The organism is Citrobacter telavivensis (assembly GCF_041807075.1).
In the GTDB taxonomy this organism is placed as follows: domain Bacteria; phylum Pseudomonadota; class Gammaproteobacteria; order Enterobacterales; family Enterobacteriaceae; genus Citrobacter_A; species Citrobacter_A telavivensis.
On sequence record NZ_JBGUBF010000001.1, the window covers coordinates 1,704,058 to 1,722,447 of the forward strand.

Genomic DNA, 18,390 nt, shown 5'->3' on the forward strand with positions numbered 1-18,390 from the left:
CCCGACGGGTCCGGCGCGTTTTATGCACTCCGAAACGCAGGTTACTATGAGCGATTTACGCAGGACGCGTCACGCCGTCAGTCGGTTAGCGGTCAATGTTTGCGGTCACGCCCTCTGGGTTAGCGTGCTGATGTGCGGCGTCCTGCTGGCGGGGATCGCCATTGGCGAGACGTTTATTCCCTGGCAGCATGTGCTCAACACGCTGGCAAACCGTCTGTTTGATACTCACTATCCGGTTGATGCGCTGGACGCCGGGATCGTCTGGAACTATCGCCTGACCCGAGCACTGGTTTCTGCCAGCTGTGGCGCTTGCCTTGCCGTGTCGGGCGTGGTTTTACAGTCATTACTGCGTAATGCACTTGCCGAGCCCTATCTCTTGGGCATTTCAGCCGGCGCGTCTACCGGGGCGGTGCTGGTTGCGCTGACCGGACTGGGCGCGGGCATGATAAGCATGTCGTTCGGCGCATTTATCGGCGCCCTGACCGCCTTTCTGTTTGTGGCCCTGCTGGCCGTCGCAGCGGGCGGCAGGCAGGGTGGTGGCATAACCACGCAAATCATTCTCGCCGGTATCGCCAGTTCACAACTGTTCAATGCGCTGACGTCACTGATCATCACCCGCTCCGCCAACGCAGAACAGGCGCGCGGCATTATGTTCTGGTTACTCGGGAATCTGAGCGGTGTCCGCTGGCCGGACGTGGTACTGGCTGTCCCCACCGCGCTGGTTGGCGTCGCAATATGCTTTTGTTATGCCCGTCATCTGGATGCCTTCTCCTTTGGTGCAGAATCCGCAGCCTCACTGGGGATTCCGGTAAAACGCACCCGTGGCGTGCTGATTGCCGCGGTGACCGGTATGACGGCCATTATGGTCTCCATCGTCGGCGCCATTGGCTTTGTGGGACTGGTTATCCCTCACGCCGCCCGCCTGCTGGTCGGCAATCAACATCACAGACTGCTGCCCGTCAGCGCGCTGATCGGCGCGATTTTCCTGATCGTCGCCGATGTTATTTCCCGCACGCTGCTCCCCGGACAAGTTCTGCCAATAGGTGTTATCACGGCGCTGGTCGGCGCGCCCGCGTTTTCAATTATTCTGATCAGAGGAAACCAGGCGAAATGACCGTCAATCCTGTACCGACGCCCGTTGCGGCTGATGAGGCCATCATTCAGGCGCAGCGTCTGCACTGGCAGGTGAAAGGCAAAGTGATTGTCAATGATGTCTCACTCAGCGTAGCGCCGGGTGAGTTTGTCGGCATTATCGGCCCTAATGGATCCGGTAAAACATCGCTGATTTCGCTGCTGGCCGGTCTGCTAAAACCCTCAGCCGGTCACATCCTGTTGCAGCAAAAGTCGCTGCACCGCTATTCACGCCGTCAACTGGCCCAACAGGTTGCTCTGGTTGAACAGCAGGCGGAAACCAGTGAACGCCTGACCGCGCTGCAGGCCGTCTCACTGGGACGCACCCCGTGGCTTAGCCTGCTGAATCCGTGGTCGGAAAACGATGACGACATCGTTCAGACCATGCTGGAGAAAGTCGATCTTCAGCATCTTCGCCACCGCTGCTGGCACACCTTTTCCGGCGGCGAGAAGCAACGTCTGCACATTGCCCGCGCCCTCGCGCAGCAGCCACAACTGTTACTGATGGACGAACCCACTAACCATCTCGATATTCAGCATCAGATTGGCCTTCTCAGTCTGGTGAAACGCGAAAAGCTGACCGTTGTCGCCGCCCTCCACGATCTCAATCATGCCGCCATGTTCTGCGATCGCATCATCGTGATGAACGCCGGTCGTCTGGAAATGCAGGGCCGTCCCTGCGCCATTTTCACCCGCGACAATCTCCGCGCCTGGTTTGGTATTGACGCCATCGTCGAACGCGATCCCCACGGCGCTAGCTGTTTTATTCGTTATCAAAAGCCTGAAGGAACTTAAGGAAGATCCCATGAAATATGTCAAACAGAGCCTGAGCGCATTGTGTCTACTGGCCCTCACCGCCTCCGCTTTCGCGCAAACTCACGAAGTGCTGATGAAGAATCGCGGTTCAGCGGGACCTATGGTCTATGAGCCGGACTATCTGGAGATTCAACCCGGCGACACGGTGAAGTTTATCCGTAAGCATAAAAGCCACAATGCCGCCTCAATTGCTGAGCTGTCTCCTGCGGGGTACCCGGGATTTATCGGCAAAATCGATGAGGAGATCGCGGTGAAATATGACGACGCGGGATTCTACGGCATTAAATGCACCCCGCACTATGCACAAGGGATGGTGATGCTGATCAAAGTTGGCGACGCCACCCTGCCGGACACCTACCGCGAGTTTAAAGCCCCCGGGATCGCCGATAAGCGCTTCCAGGAGATCTATTCGCGCATTGATAAACAGTAAGGGAGAGCGCTGTGGTGGTGGAGAACAAACCGTCAGATGATGATATTCAGGAACAACGACGCAACTGCCTGTGTAAATTGACAAAATTCGCTGCCGCGGCGGGGGTGACCGCCGCCGTCTGGCCGCTGATTTCCGCACTAGGCCCTGACGAAACGGCCCGCGGGGAAAATGAGCCGATAGACGTCTCACTGGCGGGTGTCGCCGCCGGGCAAACCGTCAGACGCCTCTGGCAGGGAAAGTTAATCCTCATCCATCACCGCACGCCGGAAGAGATTGCCGCTGCCCGTACCGGTGACCACAGCGCGCTTATCGATCCGCAGTCGGACAGTGAACGGGTCACGCCAGACCATCCGCAGTGGCTGGTCGTTCAGGGATACTGTCCACATGCCGGCTGCGTACCCAATGCCAGGCCTGGCGGACAGGGCTGGGTTTGTCCGTGCCACGGTTCGGAGTTTGATACTTCCGGACGGGTCACGCGTGGGCCCGCAACGGCCAACCTGGCGGTTCCCGAGTACGCCTTTCACCCCGATGGCCTGACCGTGCGAATTGGCGCTAAGGACGCGTGAGATGATCCGTTGGCGCATTCCTTTCCCACGCTCCATCGCCGGTGTATGGCTATTCGCCATCGGCGCGATCCTGCTGGTGATGCTCGGGATACAGATACTGACCGGCATCGTGCTGGCGATGTTTTACGTCCCGACGGCAGAGCTGGCGTTTGATTCCATCATTCACATCATGCGCGCAGTGAGCCACGGAGAACTGCTGCGCAATATGCACGCCATCGGGGCATCGCTGTTTTTCTTCGCCTGCTATCTGCATATTTTCCGGGGCATGTATTACAACGTCTACCGCAGACCGTACATAACGATGTGGATGATTAGCGTCACGCTCTACGTGCTGCTGATGATCACCGCGTTTCTCGGCTACAGCCTGATTTGGGGGCAAAAAAGTTACTGGGCAGCGACGGTCATCACCCGTTTCGCCCGCGCCATTCCGGTAGTGGGAGACGGACTGTACACCTTCCTGGTGGGCGGTTATGCGCCTGGAACCCCCACGCTGGGACGCTTTTATGTTCTGCACTTTATCCTTCCCTTTGCCGTCGTGGTGGTGACGATTTTCCACGTCCGCACGGTACAGTCGGCATTTGCCCACGCGATGAAACGGACCTTCAGCGAAAAGGCGTCACGCAGTCTGTTCTTTGATTACCGAATCACGGATTCTGATGCCATCAAAATCACGCTCTTTCTGATGCTGTTCACCTGGTTTTTGTTTTTCGCGCCGCATTATCTGAGTAGCGCGGATAACTTCATCCCGGCGGATCCCACGGTCACTCCGGCAATTGTCGCCCCGGAATGGTACTTTCTCCCGTTCTTTTCCATTCTGCGCTGTTTTCCAGATGAACGCGTCGGGCTGGCGGCCATGTGTGGCGCGGTACTGATCTTCTACCTTCTCCCCTGGCTGGATACTTCCCGCGCGCGTTTTCGCCACTTCAGCAAATGGGTGAAAGGGGGTTTCTGGCTATGGGTGCTGAACCTCTGTTTTCTGGGATGGCTGGGATCGAAAGCGCTGGTTGGCCCCGATCTGACGGAAGGCATTCGTAATGAAGAGGGCTGGATCCGCGCGGCATCGCAGCTGTCGACACTCGGCTATTTCGCCTGGTTTTTACTGGTGCTGCCCTGTCGGCGTTTTCTGGAAAAGCAGGACTGAAGATGATAAGACAATTATTCAGATACAGCATGCTGTGGATGGTATTTTGCGTGATGGGGTCGGTATTCGCGCAAGACGCCGTACCGACACGACAGGACTGGCGCTTCAGCGGCCTTGCCGGTGAATATGATAAGGCGCAACTGCGGCGCGGTTTGCAGGTCTATGAAGAGAAGTGCCGGGCCTGTCACAGCATGAAATACCTGACGTTTCGCACACTGACGAAACCCGGTGGCCCGGAACTGACGACAGAAGAGGCAAAAAGCCTCGCCAGCGGCTATGTATTTCCGACTATCCAGGATGACGGTCAGCCCGGCGAGCGGGATGGCACCCTGAATGACAGCTTTATTTCGCCTTACCTGAATGAGCAGGAAGCGAGATATCTGAATAACGGCGCCCTGCCCGTGGATTTGAGTTATATCGTTCGCGCCCGTACGTACGATCGCGGCTTTCCGCAATTTCTGCTGGACGCGTTTGTGCCTTACTCTGAGCAAGGGGCGGATTACCTTTTCGCACTCTTAACCGGTTACCTGCCCGACGATCCGGAAATGAAAGCCAATCGCTACTATCCGGGTGGCGTGATTAACATGCCAAAGCCGCTGGCGGATGGCGAAATCGAATGGCAAACAGAAGCGCATGTCGCGCAAACGGAAGAACAGTACGCGCGGGATGTGACGGCCTTTCTGGTTTGGGCAGCCGATCCTGAACGGCAGACGAGAACGCATCAGGGAATTTACGTGATGGGTTATCTCACCGTGATACTGGCGCTATTGTGGATGTTACGACGAATGAAAAGACGCGCACAAAACTAAGCGCGAGAAAGAAACCGCACTCTGACCAGTCAGCCTCATGCTGGCTGGTCATTATCTTGCAACTAAGCGTTAGCTATGACGACGATTATCGTTACGACGGCAACGTTTATCGTAGTGGCGCACCCACCAGTAACGGTCGCTGACCTGCTCATGCCCCCCTACACGGGCACCCGCCAGCCACAGAATGGCGCCGACGAAGATACTGAGCACTGCACCATGAGCGAAAAATTGTGGCAGGTTAAATTGCGGTAACTGGTTTAAAATGGAATAACCCACGCCACCCACCATGACCACTAGCCCCAAACCCATGAGAACATTACCGAGTAACGAAGCGTTTTTGCGTTTCATATGTCACCTCCGGAACCTTTGGGTTGCTTCAGGGAATACCCCTAATCCTTATGTGTAAAGTATAGACAACACACCGCTTTGGTAGTGCGCCTGCGATCACAATTACCAGCCATTATTCAACAAAACTTTACAAATAACCCTCTGAACATCTTGACTTTCCAATAATCAATGTTGGCAATTATTCAGTTTTCGTGTGAAGTCACACGGTTCTTTGTCAAGCGGGACGACAGACAGTAAACTACGCGCCAGTTATTGAAACACTCAGGATAGAAAACGTGACGATTAAACTGATTGTCGGCCTGGCGAACCCCGGCGCTGAATATGCAGCCACCCGACATAATGCGGGCGCATGGTACGTCGATTTACTGGCAGAGCGGTTGCGCGCCCCCCTGCGCGAAGAGCCGAAATTCTTCGGCTACACCTCCAGAGTCAGTCTGGAAGGTGAAGATGTCCGTTTGTTAGTTCCCACCACGTTTATGAATCTGAGCGGCAAAGCGGTCGGCGCGATGGCGAGTTTTTATCGCATCAATCCTGATGAAATTTTAGTGGCCCACGATGAACTGGATCTTCCGCCTGGCGTGGCGAAGTTTAAACTCGGTGGGGGTCATGGCGGACACAACGGGCTGAAAGACATTATCAGCAAGCTCGGCAATAACCCTAACTTTCATCGCTTACGTGTCGGAATCGGCCATCCGGGCGACAAAAATAAAGTTGTCGGCTTTGTGTTAGGCAAACCGCCTGTTTCTGAACAGAAGTTAATTGACGATGCAATTGACGAAGCGGCACGTTGCACCGAGTTATGGTTCAAAGAAGGTTTGACCAAAGCAACGAACCGATTGCACGCCTTTAAAGCGCAATAAGCAGTGATGTGCGGCATTTTTGCCGTATGCCGTGTATAATAGGCAGAGTTATTTCCATTTCTACAATCTGTTCTCTGCAACAGGTTGATTATCAAGATATTAAGGTGATTTAAATCATGGGATTCAAATGCGGTATCGTCGGTTTGCCCAACGTCGGGAAATCCACCCTGTTCAACGCGCTGACCAAAGCCGGTATTGAAGCGGCAAACTTCCCATTCTGTACGATTGAGCCGAATACCGGCGTCGTGCCGATGCCCGACCCGCGTCTGGACCAGTTGGCTGAGATCGTCAAACCGCAGCGTATTCTGCCGACCACAATGGAATTTGTTGATATTGCCGGTCTGGTTAAAGGCGCATCCAAAGGTGAAGGTCTGGGTAACCAGTTCCTGACCAACATTCGTGAAACCGAAGCGATCGGCCACGTGGTTCGCTGCTTCGAAAACGACAACATCATTCACGTATCGGGCAAAGTGAACCCGGCGGAAGATATTGACGTTATTAACACCGAGCTGGCTCTGGCGGATCTCGATACCTGCGAACGCGCAATTCACCGCGTGCAGAAGAAAGCCAAAGGCGGCGATAAAGATGCGAAAGCCGAACTGGCGGCACTGGAAAAATGCCTGCCGCAACTCTCTGAAGCCGGCATGCTGCGTTCTCTGGATCTGACGGAAGAAGACAAAGCAGCGATCCGCTACCTGAGCTTCCTGACCCTGAAACCAACCATGTATATCGCTAACGTCAACGAAGACGGTTTCGAGAACAACCCGTATCTCGATCAGGTGCGTGAAATTGCCGCGAAAGAAGGCTCCGTCGTGGTTCCGGTTTGTGCGGCTGTTGAAGCAGACATCGCCGAACTGGATGATGACGAGCGCGACGAATTCATGCAGGAACTGGGGCTGGAAGAACCGGGCCTGAACCGTGTGATCCGTGCTGGTTATAAGCTGCTGAATCTGCAAACCTACTTCACCGCAGGCGTGAAAGAAGTGCGTGCATGGACCATCCCTGTCGGCGCGACGGCTCCGCAGGCAGCGGGCAAAATCCATACTGACTTTGAGAAAGGCTTTATCCGCGCGCAGACCATCGCGTTTGACGACTTCATCACCTACAAAGGTGAACAGGGCGCGAAAGAAGCCGGTAAGATGCGTGCCGAAGGGAAAGATTACATCGTTAAAGATGGCGATGTGATGAACTTCCTGTTCAACGTCTAAATAAAATTTGTTGTTTCATGAAGTTTCATCGACTCTCATGACGTTCAAGAAAAACCATAAAATCCACGCAACTGCGTGGATTTTTCATTTTTATGGTGCTCAGAAAGTTTCCCAGTTGTCTGTTTCCGAAGCTATCTTTTTGGACAACACATATTTTTCGCCATTATTCCTTTTCCTATGGTGACTAACACGTTTTTCTGAGGCCATGTTTGCGGCTTGTTTTCCTTCCTCATTCAGACTGAACACGCTGACCATATCCTGGAGTACACGGGATTGTTCCTGCATTGAAGAGGCTGCGGCGGCTGACTCTTCAACGAGCGCGGCATTCTGCTGTGTGGTGGTATCAATCTGTCCCATCGCACTGTTGATTTGAGCAATCCCATCACTCTGCTCCCGGCTCGCTTGCGCGATTTCCTCAATCAGTTGCGTCATGTTCTGGACGTTGGTAACAATTCCCGTCATGCCGCCATCTGCTTTTTCAACCAGGTTGCGGCCAGAGGCAATACGGGAGACAGAGTCATCGATCAATTCCTTAATTTCACGAGCCGCTGACGCACTGCGTTGCGCCAGTGTACGGACTTCCCCAGCCACCACAGCAAAACCACGTCCGGACTCACCCGCTCGCGCGGCTTCCACTGCTGCATTCAGCGCCAGAATATTGGTCTGGAAGGCTATACCATCAATAACCTGGATGATGTCAGCCATTTTTGATGAGGAATCGTAAATTTCCTGCATTCGGGAAGACACTTCACTCATCACAGCGCCATTCTGTTTCACGACAGATGCTGTCTCACTCACGTAACGATGTGCCTGCGCCGTATTTGCTGCAGTATTGTTAATCGTTGCCGTCAGCTCTTCCAGAGTCGAGGCGGTCTCTTCCACTCCTGCCGCTTGCTCTTCCGTGCGAGATGCCAGATCGGTATTACCACTATTAATTTCAGCCGCGGCTAACGCTATGCTGTCGGCCCCTTCACGGACCTTGCGCACCGTATTACGCAGACTCTCCGTCATTTCCCTCAGGGAGAGCATCAGTTGTCCAAGCTGGTCTCGGGATTCCACTTTAACGTCGATGCCCAGATTACCGGACGCCACTTCCCGGGCCACATGAACGGCAGACAACAATGGGCGAGTTATCCCGCGAGTGATAAACCACGCCAACAGACTGCCGACGAGAATAGCGATGACACCAAGAACAATCAGAGCCTGAATTGCTGCCGAGCCATTTCCCTGAATGGAATCAGCGGCTTCATCAATTTGTGCTTTATCGTAATCTTCCAGTGCTTTTACGCTGCCGGAATAGACCTCCATGGCGGGAATGAGTTTCTCGCGAATAAAGGCATTGGTGGCCTCACCCTCCCCTTGTTCGCTAATGCGAATCGCCTCATTGCGAATATCGATGTACAGTTTTCTTTTCTCAGCCACGGTCGCCAGGAGTGACTTACCCGTATCAGAGACAATTAATTCTGTCAGTTCCTTCTGAATGGCACTCACACGCTCCGTCACCACTTTCATTTTTGACTGAGCAAACTTTTTAATTCCCTCATCAGAGGAAGTCAGTACAGACAGCCCCATCGCGCCGTTATAGTCAATTGCCGCCCCCCACGCCCCCGTGAGACGCTCCAGAACCAGTAACCGGTCTGTAATAGCATGGGTCTCTTTCAGGATGCCATTTAATTTAACGATACCCGTTACAGCCATAATAACGACAAGGGTGAGAACAATACTGAAGCCAGCCCCCATTCGGGTACCAACGCCAAAATTATTTATTTTCATCTGCTGTCTCATACAAAAAAAGTCACCTTTTCCCTGCCCCCCGTTGAAAAAATCAGAACAATGTCAGGAACGTTCCACTTAAGGATGGGATTGAGCTAACATATTGAAATTGATCATGTTTTAAACATGTGCCAGCGTATCTATCGGCAGAAAGGGGGCGGACTTTAACGTGTTAATTCTCTTAAAAAGCATTGACATTTTGAAACAAGACAGAAGGTCGATTATAAAACAGACAGTATCATGTTGTTTTTTAATTGAAAAAGACAACTCTATGTTTATCTCATAATTTACAAACTGGAAACAAAAGAATAAAAAAGCAACAACCGATTCCATATTAATCTAAAGATAACAACTTAACCAATATCCATTCATTGCATAAAAAATAATTAACATTGATATTAATGCAGTACAATAAAAATAAATCACCACCATTATTAAGTGACAGGCTTTAATCAATTGAAAGTTTCAGAAAGGATGGATTGATATTTTTACGCCACAAACCTGAATTGATTATCATCTGTCACCAGAAAATCCCCCTGGGTGTAGCGTGCGTTCGGTGCTATGCGTGAACATTGATTCAACAATATTGTTCAGGCAAAGAAAATCATCAATGAATGCCGGCATGACGATAACGAATACAAACCACTTTCAGCACTGAATTATCAGACGCCACCTGAGTTTACAACAAGCTGCTAAAACGGGAGTTACAACGCGTTGGTTCGATAGCATCTTTTCCATGCCCGATTCTCAAGACTGAAATCCTTAGCTGTTCGTCCCGTTTCCCCCCCCTTAATCACGACAATGACCTGAAGCTCAATAAAACTGAGCGTTACGCAAAGCGATCTTCGTCGTTGGCAAAGTGAGTATGCCGGACGATCGCTAAATGTGAATGGGACGACTATGCGGGATGCTTACACACCACTCTCAGGTCAGGCATTCTTCAATAGTCATATTTACAAAACCATCCCACGACAACACCAACATTTAAACCCTGCAATTTTTGTTACGTTAATATTTTATTCCGATAATGAAATCGAAAATGAGTGTATAGATATAAAATATCAGGGATTTCACCTATCGATAGAATTCAACAATTGAAAATAAGCAATTGATCGTTATTATTAATTGATAACAACGATCGATATTTACCTTCCAATAGCCAAATGCTATCATTGGTCTTTTATACAGTATGCTTATTGCAAACGAGAAAAGTGACGTCAGGAGAAATCAACATGTTCGCACTCAATAGCTATAAAAAGACGCTTTCGCAGGCATACTAATGAATTTTTCTTTACAATATCCAGGCGAACCTAAAGGTAGTCACGGCTCAAAACGTTCATTAATACTCTTTGCGCTGGGAATATTGATAATCGCTGTAGTTTTCTATGTTAACTGGTGGAATTATCCACCGGTTTATTTTGGTAGCGCCCTTCAAAACCCACAAACTTATTTTGATTTAACACTTGTTCTGTTTCTGTTGATGGCGCTTTATCTTACCGGGAAATTTTCTGCGTACACAAAACACAGTGTACTGTTGAGATCGGGCCTGCTCATCTGGCTGGCAGGCGCCACGCTTGAGTTTTCGGAACAACTCGTCTTTCAGCCTCACTGGCTCAGCTATCTGAAAAATTTTTTACGCTTAGCGGGGATTTTTCTCGTCTGTATTTCGGGGTATAAAAAAATACGCGACCTGGAAAAACTCTATGCCCTGGCGAATACAATTTCAAAATACGATGATTTGACGCAACTACCCAACAGACGTTTTTTTATCAACACCATTCATGACCTGTCCTATACTTCTCTGGGTCTCATCTTAATTGACATTGATCATTTTAAAAAGATTAATGACCAATACGGACATGTAAAAGGTGACGAAACACTCAGAAAGTTTGGGAAATTACTTTCCACCTGTTCATCAGAAAATTGCATACCCACAAGAATTGGCGGGGAGGAGTTTGCCGTTATGGTAAAAAATGCAAATCCCAAATTACTATCAACCTATGCCAGCATGATTATGCATGATACGTCAAAAATCGCCATTGATGAAGAAAACACATTATCAATAAGTATCGGGCTGGGCATTAAAAATAAAGACGAAAAAACCAGTGCGTTTATCAAACGCGTCGATGAAGCGTTGTATAAAGCAAAAAACACGGGGCGAGGTAAAACGGAATGGTCTCAGTAAATCATATTTGCAGAAATTTCAGAGACGATTTCACATTACTCGACAGACCCAATTCACAAATAACATTACGATAGCGTTCAATTGCCGTATGTCATTAAGGTTTGTCGAGTAGTTTCCCGCTGTTATCAGATAAAGAGTTAAGTGAAACATTGATTGTAGCCAGGACGGCATCGCGATCCGCTATCGTTGAATTTGAGATCAATAAAGCGTTCGCGATTGATGCTTTTCTCCCCTCCGGCGCGTACCGGAAACGCATTTTTGCCTGTCAGGTCAATCGTTCACTGCTTCAAAAAAATTACCCTTTTTGTTATATTGATGCTTACTGTTTATCCACCTCCGCGGTGCCAAAAAGAACAAGATTCACCGCAACCCAGGACAATAAAATGTTAGATTACCGCTTCCCGACAGCTTTGCAGATGGTTCTCAGCGTAGCGATGGCGGAGCAGTCGGGTGAACGTTCGACAAGTGCAATTCTGGCCTATGGTCTGGAAGCGAATCCGAGCTTTATTCGCAAATTAATGGTTCCGCTCACGCGAGACGGTATCATCGTCTCAACGCTTGGCCGCAACGGTTCTATTCATCTTGGTCGCCCGGCGGACAAGATCACCCTGCGCGATATCTACATTTCCGTCATAGAAGATAAAAAACTGTGGGCGTCGCGTCCGGACATACCTGCTCGCTGCGTGGTCAGCGCCAACGCGTGTTGGTACTTCAAATCTATCGCCGATGAAGCGGAGCAGGCTTCATTAGAGGTATTAGCTCGCCATACCGTGGCAAGCGCGCTGGAAGAGGTCAAAAAAGCCGATACCAGCGGCTGCGATCCGGTCCCTGAAATTGATGCCCGGTCTAAAAAAGCGCATTAGTTATTTCCCTACTGCAAAAAAAACCGCCTTAACGGTGAAGGCGGTTTTTTTGTTATGTGCAATGCCTTAAGAAGCAGGCAAAACATCCCTTACCGGTTTACCGCGCGTAACGAATTTACGCAGCGTAACGTAAAACACCGGCGTCAGGAACAAACCAAACAACGTCACGCCCAGCATACCGGAAAACACCGTGATACCGGTGACACCACGCACTTCTGCACCTGCGCCGTGCCCGAGGATCAGTGGAATCGTCCCGGCAATAAAGGCGATGGACGTCATCACAATCGGGCGTAAGCGCAGGCGACAGGCTTCCAGCGCCGCATCCATGATACCCTTCCCCTGGATTTCCAGCTCGCGGGCGAACTCAACGATCAGAATAGCGTTTTTACAGGCGAGCCCCATAAGTACAACCAGACCAACCTGAACGAACACGTTGTTATCGCCACCGGTCAACCAGACGCCAAACAGAGCGGACAGCATGGTCATCGGGACGATAAGGATCACCGCCAGCGGTAGCGTCCAGCTTTCATACAGTGCCGCCAGCACCAGGAAAGCCAGCAGAACCGCAACCGGGAAGACAATCAGCGCCGTATTGCCCTGAGTGGCCTGCTGGAAGCTCAGATCCGTCCATTCAATATTCATCCCATTCGGCAGTATCTGCTTCGACATCTTATCAAGCTGCGTCATCGCCTGTGCGGAAGAGAGTATGCGAGGATCGGCATCGCCAATGAGATCCGCCGCCGGATAACCATTGTAGCGAATCACCGGATCCGGCCCGTAGGTGGTACTGATATTCACCATACTGCCGATCGGCACCATTTCGCCCTGATTATTACGGGTGCGCAAATTAGCAATATCTTCCACGCTGTCGCGGAACGGTCCGTCGGCTTGCGCCATCACGCGCCAGGTACGCCCAAACTGGTTAAAATCATTCACATAAGACGATCCCAGATAGGTTTGCAGCGTACCAAACAGGTCGGTCAGCAACACGCCCTGCGCTTTCGCCTTATCACGATCGACCTGTACATCCAGTTGCGGAACGTTAGCCTGGTAGGTTGAGATCGGGAAATGCATCCCCGGCGTCTGCATAATTGCACCAGACATCGTGTTCACCGCGTTTTGCAGCGCGCCATAACCAAGACCGGCGCGATCCTGGATATACAGCGAATACCCGGAGCCCTGCCCCAACCCTAATATCGGCGGTGGCAATATGGAGAAACCAAAGCCCTGTTGAATTTGCGCGATTTTAGCGTTGATCTCCGCGTTAATTTCCGCCGCAGAGTGTTTACGCTGATCGAACGGTTTCAGGCCAAAAAAGACGGTCCCGGTATTCGGCGTGTTGGTGAACTGCAGCGCATTAAGCCCCGGGAAGGCAACCGCATAATCCACACCTTCGGTATTCATACCGATTTCGCTCATTTTGCGGATCACCGCATCGGTGCGTGCCAGCGACGCCCCTTCTGGCATTTTCACGCCGCCAATTAAATACAGCTTATCCTGCGTTGGAATAAACCCGCCGGGTACGGCTTTAAACATGACGCCAGCAGCACAGAGCAGCAGCACATAGACAGCAAATACCGCTCCCCGTCGTCCGAGCGTTTTGCCAACCAGCCCTTGATAGCCGTTCGAGCTGCGGTGGAAAAAGCGGTTAAATGGACGGAAAAGCCAACCGAACAGGCGATCAATAAGCCTGGTCGGGAAGTCTTTCGGTGCGCCATGCGGCTTTAATAGCAGGGCAGCCAGCGCCGGAGAGAGCGTCAACGAGTTGATAGCAGAGATCACGGTTGAAATTGCGATAGTCACCGCAAACTGTTTGTAGAACTGACCGGTTACCCCGGAGAGAAACGCCATCGGTACGAATACCGCGCACAGCACCAGCGCAATGGCGATAATCGGCCCGGAAACTTCTCGCATCGCCTGATGCGCCGCCTCAAGTGGAGCAAGCCCCTCTTCGATATTTCGCTCGACGTTTTCCACCACGACGATGGCGTCATCCACAACGATACCGATAGCCAATACCAGCCCGAACAAACTCAGGGTATTAAGCGAAAAACCAAGCAGATAGAGAATGCTGAACGTGCCCACAACCGATACCGGCACCGCGATCAGTGGAATGATAGATGCGCGCCAGGTTTGCAGGAACAAAATGACCACCAGTACAACCAGCACCACCGCTTCCAGCAGCGTTTGCACTACCGCGCGAATGGAATCGCGAACGAAAACGGTAGGATCGTAAGGTGCCGCCCATTTCATATCTTCCGGGAAACGCGTGGACAGCTCGTTCATTTTGGCGCGCACCGCGTCAGACAAATCAATGGCGTTCGCCCCCGGAGACTGGAAGATACCAATCCCGACCGCGTCTTTATTGTTAAGCTGTGAACGCAGCGCATAGCTTCCGGAGCCCATTTCGATACGCGCCACGTCGCGCAGGCGTACCAGTGAGCCGTCCTGCGCCGTTTTCAGAATGATATTGCCAAACTCTTCTTCCGTATGCAGACGCCCCTGGGCGTTAATGGAGATCAGGAAATCGCTCTCTTTCGGCAGCGGCTCGGCGCCAAGCTGCCCGGCGGAAACCTGTACGTTTTGCTCCTGCATCGCCGTTACCACATCCGAAGCGGTTAATCCGCGTGCCGCCACCTTGTTTGGATCCAGCCAGATGCGCATAGCGTATTCGCCTGAGCCAAAAATCTGGATCTGACCAACGCCAGGCAGACGCGCCAGTTCGTCCTTTACTTTTAGCGTGGCATAGTTGCGCATATACAGTGAATCGTACTTACCACCAGGCGAAAACAGATGCACCACCAGCGTGAGCGTCGGCGACTGTTTCTGGGTGGTGATACCCAGACGGCGCACATCTTCCGGCAGACGCGCCTCGGCCTGGGATACCCGGTTTTGTACCTGAACCTGCGCCTGATCGGGGTCTGTGCCCGGACGGAACGTGACGGTTGTCACCAGCACACCGTCAGAACCTGCGACGGATTTCATGTACATCATGTTTTCAACGCCGTTGATCGCTTCTTCCAGCGGCGTTGCCACGGTCTCCGCAATCACTTTCGGGTTGGCGCCTGGATACTCCGCACGCACCTGTACGCTTGGCGGTACGACATCAGGATATTCGCTGACCGGCAACAGCGGGATGGCGATTAATCCTGTGATAAAAATCAGAATCGACAGCACCGCGGCAAAGATCGGCCTGTCGATAAAAAAGCGGGAAAAGTCCATGTGGCGGATTCTCAGGTAAGGGATCAGTTGAGGGTGGCGCTGGCGGTCATGGCGACGGTTTTCGCGTTAACCGGCATACCCGGCATAAACACTTTTTGTAAACCATCGACGATGACTCTGTCGCCAGGGTTCAGTCCCTGCTGCACGATGCGTAATCCGGCGGCCAGACGCCCCGGTGTAATATCGCGGCGCTGCGCTTTACCTTCTTTATCAACGATATAAACATATTTGCGATCCTGATCGGTCAGCACCGCTTTGTCGTCGATAAGCATGGCGTTGAACTCCGCGCTGCCCGGCAGGCGTACGCGGGCAAAGAGTCCCGGCGTGAACTGACGCTGCGCGTTATTTAATAGCGCGCGCATACGGATTGTGCCGGTACTCGGCGTTAACTGATTATCAAGAAAATCGACTTTTCCCTGATGGGGATAGCCATCCTCGCCAACAAGGCCAATTTCAACCGGTAGCGCCAGATGATTACTGGACGCGCCCTGCCCACTGCGGGCGAGATGTTGATAATGAAGGTAGGTCGACTCATCCACGTCAAAGTAGACGTAAACCGTCTTCTGCGATACCAGCGTGGTGAGCACGCTGGCGCTGTCCCCCGCGGTGACCAGATTACCGCTGGTGATTAACGCACGGCTGGCGCGACCCTCAATAGGCGCGGTCACTTTGGTGAAATCCAGGTTAAGTTGCGCAGCATCAACGGCCGCCTGCGCTGCGCGGATGTCGGCCTGTGCCTGGGTGGCGACCGAACGGCGCTGCTCCCATTCTTCGCGGGAGACGACGTTAGTATTGACTAATTTATCGGTACGGTTCGCCTCACTTCGCGCGAGGCTTGCCTGGGTTTTGGCTCTCGCCAACGTCGCCTGCGCCTGTTCCAGCGCGGCGCGATAGGTCCTGTCATCGATAGTGAACAGCACCTCCCCTTTTTTCACCTCCTGACCGTCGGTGTAATTCACTTTATCAATGTAGCCAGAGACGCGCGGGCGTAGCTGAACACTTTCCACCGCGTCAATCCTGCCATTAAAACTATCCCACTGATTAATGGATTTCATTACCACGTCAGCGGCGCTGACGGCGGGAGCTTGTGGCGCGACGTTTTGGGCGACACCGTCATCGCAACCGACGAGCAGTACGCCGAGCAGCATCGCTCCCAGCGCATGCAGATGAAAGCTAACCCAGGTTTTTTGCAGGCTCATTATTTTTATTCCGGTAATTGTAGCCGCCGGGCAAGACGCAGCAGGAGACACCGCGCCACTTCCTTTGTCCGGGCTGGCTCAGGGACATTTGTGTCGTTCATCGCCACAAAACTGTAACAGTTGCGAATACACTATTTCGGCGATTGTAGGGAGGCGTGAAATTTAGTGCAAGAATAATTGATACACTTTATGTGCTGTTGGCGTCAGTGCCAAAAGACGCGTTTCCGGCAAGGATTTAAATGTAACAATAAAACTTGCAATTAATGCGAAAACAGGCCACCTTTAAATGCAACAGACAAAGATGCTTTTAAATAAGCGACGGGGGGAAACAAGATGAACACTGGCGCATTTATTCACGATTTACTCGACTGGATCGACAACAACCTTGATAACCGCCTGGACATCGACACCGTTTCCAGGCGAGCCGGTTATTCGAAATGGCACCTCCAGCGCCTCTTCAAAGAACATACGGGTTATCCCCTCGCCGGGTATATTCGTGCCCAAAAGCTGCGAAAATCGGTTGAACGCTTAACCCACAGCGACGAACCGATTTTGAACGTGGCGATCGCGTTGGGCTTTGACTCTCAGCAGTCATTCAACCGCAGTTTCAAGCGTCAGTACGGTCAGGCTCCCGGCGCGTGGCGCCGCAGTGCCGGCTGCCCGTTGACCAAACTTCGCCAATGTTAGTCATGCCTCTCTCGGTGACAGGAACCATTGTGAATGCCTCTACGCCTGCCTGATGATTTGATTGCCCCTCTCTTCGCTGCTCATCGTGTCGCCTGAGCCCATTCTCACCGGTGTCGCGTTGAAAGACAGACAGCGGGTTCGTCACGCCATAACAAATCTTAAACGTCATTGCGCACCATAATGCACGACAGCCGTGGCTGGCTATTTAATGGTATGATACCTTTGAGTGACACAATAGGTCAGAAGAGAATGCTATGGACACTGGACTCTTTATCAAAGATAACTTCCGTTTTACCGAAGGCACTCGTTCTTCTATGTATTCGCAACTGGCCGCGTTTATTCGCCATCAAATCAAGCTCGGCGTATTCAGGCCCCATGATAAAATCGTCACCGAAAATGAGTTGTGTGACATTCTTAATATCAGCAGGACAACCGTTCGACTGGCGTTCAATGAACTTCTTGAGGAAGGTCTTATTGTACGTCAGCGGCGTAAAGGCACCTTCATTGCCGATAAGAAAATTAATCGCCGACTCAATTCGCTCTATAATTTCACCGAAAGTATGCGGGAACAGGGAATAAAACCCCATTCGCTGGTGCTGCAATCGGAAGTGAGCGATGCTGATGAGATGGTTGCTGACAAACTGAACCTGACGCCAACGCAGCGTAAGGTTTTCATCCTGAAACGTGTCCGACTGGGGGATGACACCCCCCTGCTTCTGGAAACGACCTGTATTCCCTGGAATCTGTGCCCCGGCATTGAGTTTTACGACTTTGCCACCCTTTCCCTTTATGATGTTCTCAAAAATGAGTTTGGGCTGAATATTGCGCATGCTACTGAACATATTGAAGCGGTGATTATCAACAAATCAGCCGCACATTATCTGCAGTGCACGGAAAAAGTCATGGCCGGTTACCATATTGAACGTGTTTCATTCCTTGAGAACGGCTTTGTCTTTGAATATACGACGTCGGTGACCCGAGCGGATAAGTGCAATTTTAAAATTGACCTGTTTAATGCCGGACAGAATTCAGCTAAAGCGAGGGTCGATTTTTCCCGCCAGTTAACATGCTGATTGCCCCTGCTCTTATAGATATTGACAACGCGCTTTCACTCTCTAATATGTATCATACAAATGAAACAATGAATGGAGA

16 protein-coding genes are annotated in these 18,390 nt (G+C 51.6%); 12 read left to right on the forward strand and 4 right to left on the reverse strand.

Going from position 1 to position 18,390, the window contains the following annotated elements; translation table 11 throughout:
• The first annotated feature begins 46 nt into the window (after window positions 1-46).
• Genes ACERJC_RS08070 through ACERJC_RS08095 form a run of 6 tightly spaced genes read left to right on the forward strand, consistent with a single transcriptional unit; the run spans window position 47 to window position 4,893 of the window.
• Entirely contained in the window at window positions 47-1,114 is a 1,068-nt protein-coding gene (locus tag ACERJC_RS08070; protein ID WP_373671420.1) for a FecCD family ABC transporter permease, read from the forward strand.
• Window positions 1,111-1,926 (forward strand): ABC transporter ATP-binding protein, encoded by an 816-nt coding sequence (locus tag ACERJC_RS08075; RefSeq protein ID WP_373671421.1) that lies wholly within the window; start codon window positions 1,111-1,113, stop codon window positions 1,924-1,926. The genes ACERJC_RS08070 and ACERJC_RS08075 overlap by 4 nt, the downstream gene beginning before the upstream one ends.
• Window positions 1,927-1,936: 10 nt before the next feature.
• Window positions 1,937-2,377, forward strand: coding sequence for a pseudoazurin (locus tag ACERJC_RS08080; RefSeq protein WP_371894990.1), 441 nt, complete (start codon window positions 1,937-1,939; stop codon window positions 2,375-2,377).
• A 14-nt stretch (window positions 2,378-2,391) separates the two neighbouring features.
• On the forward strand, window positions 2,392-2,943 hold the full coding sequence (petA, locus tag ACERJC_RS08085; protein ID WP_353655499.1) for a ubiquinol-cytochrome c reductase iron-sulfur subunit: 552 nt from the start codon (window positions 2,392-2,394) through the stop codon (window positions 2,941-2,943).
• Between the two features lies 1 nt (window position 2,944).
• On the forward strand, window positions 2,945-4,084 hold the full coding sequence (locus ACERJC_RS08090) for a cytochrome b (RefSeq protein ID WP_373671422.1): 1,140 nt from the start codon (window positions 2,945-2,947) through the stop codon (window positions 4,082-4,084).
• 2 nt (window positions 4,085-4,086) lie between these two features.
• The gene (locus ACERJC_RS08095; RefSeq protein WP_373671423.1) at window positions 4,087-4,893 is read left to right on the forward strand and encodes a cytochrome c1; all 807 of its coding nucleotides are present in this window, start codon (window positions 4,087-4,089) and stop codon (window positions 4,891-4,893) included.
• Between the two features lie 69 nt (window positions 4,894-4,962).
• Here ACERJC_RS08095 and ychH read toward each other — a convergent pair whose 3' ends face one another.
• The gene (gene ychH, locus ACERJC_RS08100; protein WP_042318582.1) at window positions 4,963-5,241 is read right to left on the reverse strand and encodes a stress-induced protein YchH; all 279 of its coding nucleotides are present in this window, start codon (window positions 5,239-5,241) and stop codon (window positions 4,963-4,965) included.
• Window positions 5,242-5,516: 275 nt separating this feature from the next.
• Between ychH and pth the strand changes: the two genes are divergently transcribed.
• A complete protein-coding gene (pth, locus tag ACERJC_RS08105; RefSeq protein ID WP_152404289.1) occupies window positions 5,517-6,101 on the forward strand; it encodes an aminoacyl-tRNA hydrolase in 585 nt (194 codons plus the stop codon).
• A gap of 116 nt (window positions 6,102-6,217) precedes the next feature.
• Window positions 6,218-7,309 carry a redox-regulated ATPase YchF gene (gene ychF, locus ACERJC_RS08110; protein WP_046481078.1) on the forward strand — a complete coding sequence of 364 codons (1,092 nt, stop codon included), beginning with the start codon at window positions 6,218-6,220 and terminating at the stop codon, window positions 7,307-7,309.
• A 99-nt stretch (window positions 7,310-7,408) separates the two neighbouring features.
• On the opposite strand, the gene ACERJC_RS08115 is transcribed toward ychF, so the two are convergent.
• On the reverse strand, window positions 7,409-9,082 hold the full coding sequence (locus tag ACERJC_RS08115; RefSeq protein ID WP_373671424.1) for a methyl-accepting chemotaxis protein: 1,674 nt from the start codon (window positions 9,080-9,082) through the stop codon (window positions 7,409-7,411).
• A 1,279-nt stretch (window positions 9,083-10,361) separates the two neighbouring features.
• On the opposite strand from ACERJC_RS08115, the gene ACERJC_RS08120 reads away from it, so the two are divergent.
• Window positions 10,362-11,267, forward strand: coding sequence for a GGDEF domain-containing protein (locus ACERJC_RS08120; protein ID WP_373671425.1), 906 nt, complete (start codon window positions 10,362-10,364; stop codon window positions 11,265-11,267).
• Between the two features lie 383 nt (window positions 11,268-11,650).
• Window positions 11,651-12,130: an efflux pump transcriptional repressor OqxR gene (oqxR, locus tag ACERJC_RS08125; protein ID WP_042318574.1), complete on the forward strand. Its 480-nt coding sequence runs from the start codon at window positions 11,651-11,653 to the stop codon at window positions 12,128-12,130.
• Window positions 12,131-12,196: 66 nt separating this feature from the next.
• On the opposite strand, the gene oqxB is transcribed toward oqxR, so the two are convergent.
• The gene (gene oqxB, locus ACERJC_RS08130; protein ID WP_373671426.1) at window positions 12,197-15,352 is read right to left on the reverse strand and encodes a multidrug efflux RND transporter permease subunit OqxB; all 3,156 of its coding nucleotides are present in this window, start codon (window positions 15,350-15,352) and stop codon (window positions 12,197-12,199) included.
• 23 nt (window positions 15,353-15,375) lie between these two features.
• Window positions 15,376-16,551 (reverse strand): multidrug efflux RND transporter periplasmic adaptor subunit OqxA, encoded by a 1,176-nt coding sequence (gene oqxA / locus ACERJC_RS08135; RefSeq protein WP_373671427.1) that lies wholly within the window; start codon window positions 16,549-16,551, stop codon window positions 15,376-15,378.
• A 333-nt stretch (window positions 16,552-16,884) separates the two neighbouring features.
• Between oqxA and ACERJC_RS08140 the strand changes: the two genes are divergently transcribed.
• Window positions 16,885-17,238 carry a helix-turn-helix domain-containing protein gene (locus ACERJC_RS08140; protein ID WP_152404272.1) on the forward strand — a complete coding sequence of 118 codons (354 nt, stop codon included), beginning with the start codon at window positions 16,885-16,887 and terminating at the stop codon, window positions 17,236-17,238.
• Window positions 17,239-17,492: 254 nt separating this feature from the next.
• Complete coding sequence (locus ACERJC_RS08145) at window positions 17,493-18,311, forward strand: GntR family transcriptional regulator (RefSeq protein ID WP_152404270.1); 819 nt, start codon at window positions 17,493-17,495, stop codon at window positions 18,309-18,311.
• The last annotated feature ends 79 nt before the right edge of the window (window positions 18,312-18,390 follow it).

What these genes read in the sequence shown, in the direction of transcription:
- ACERJC_RS08070 (WP_373671420.1), top strand. Translation starts at nt 47, where the DNA reads ATGAGCGATTTACGCAGGACGCGTCACGCCGTCAGTCGGTTAGCGGTC.
- ACERJC_RS08075 (WP_373671421.1), top strand. Translation starts at nt 1,111, where the DNA reads ATGACCGTCAATCCTGTACCGACGCCCGTTGCGGCTGATGAGGCCATC.
- ACERJC_RS08080 (WP_371894990.1), top strand. Translation starts at nt 1,937, where the DNA reads ATGAAATATGTCAAACAGAGCCTGAGCGCATTGTGTCTACTGGCCCTC.
- ACERJC_RS08090 (WP_373671422.1), top strand. Translation starts at nt 2,945, where the DNA reads ATGATCCGTTGGCGCATTCCTTTCCCACGCTCCATCGCCGGTGTATGG.
- ACERJC_RS08095 (WP_373671423.1), top strand. Translation starts at nt 4,087, where the DNA reads ATGATAAGACAATTATTCAGATACAGCATGCTGTGGATGGTATTTTGC.
- ychH (WP_042318582.1), bottom strand. Translation starts at nt 5,241, where the DNA reads ATGAAACGCAAAAACGCTTCGTTACTCGGTAATGTTCTCATGGGTTTG.
- ychF (WP_046481078.1), top strand. Translation starts at nt 6,218, where the DNA reads ATGGGATTCAAATGCGGTATCGTCGGTTTGCCCAACGTCGGGAAATCC.
- ACERJC_RS08115 (WP_373671424.1), bottom strand. Translation starts at nt 9,082, where the DNA reads ATGAAAATAAATAATTTTGGCGTTGGTACCCGAATGGGGGCTGGCTTC.
- ACERJC_RS08120 (WP_373671425.1), top strand. Translation starts at nt 10,362, where the DNA reads ATGAATTTTTCTTTACAATATCCAGGCGAACCTAAAGGTAGTCACGGC.
- oqxR (WP_042318574.1), top strand. Translation starts at nt 11,651, where the DNA reads ATGTTAGATTACCGCTTCCCGACAGCTTTGCAGATGGTTCTCAGCGTA.
- oqxB (WP_373671426.1), bottom strand. Translation starts at nt 15,352, where the DNA reads ATGGACTTTTCCCGCTTTTTTATCGACAGGCCGATCTTTGCCGCGGTG.
- oqxA (WP_373671427.1), bottom strand. Translation starts at nt 16,551, where the DNA reads ATGAGCCTGCAAAAAACCTGGGTTAGCTTTCATCTGCATGCGCTGGGA.
- ACERJC_RS08140 (WP_152404272.1), top strand. Translation starts at nt 16,885, where the DNA reads ATGAACACTGGCGCATTTATTCACGATTTACTCGACTGGATCGACAAC.
- ACERJC_RS08145 (WP_152404270.1), top strand. Translation starts at nt 17,493, where the DNA reads ATGGACACTGGACTCTTTATCAAAGATAACTTCCGTTTTACCGAAGGC.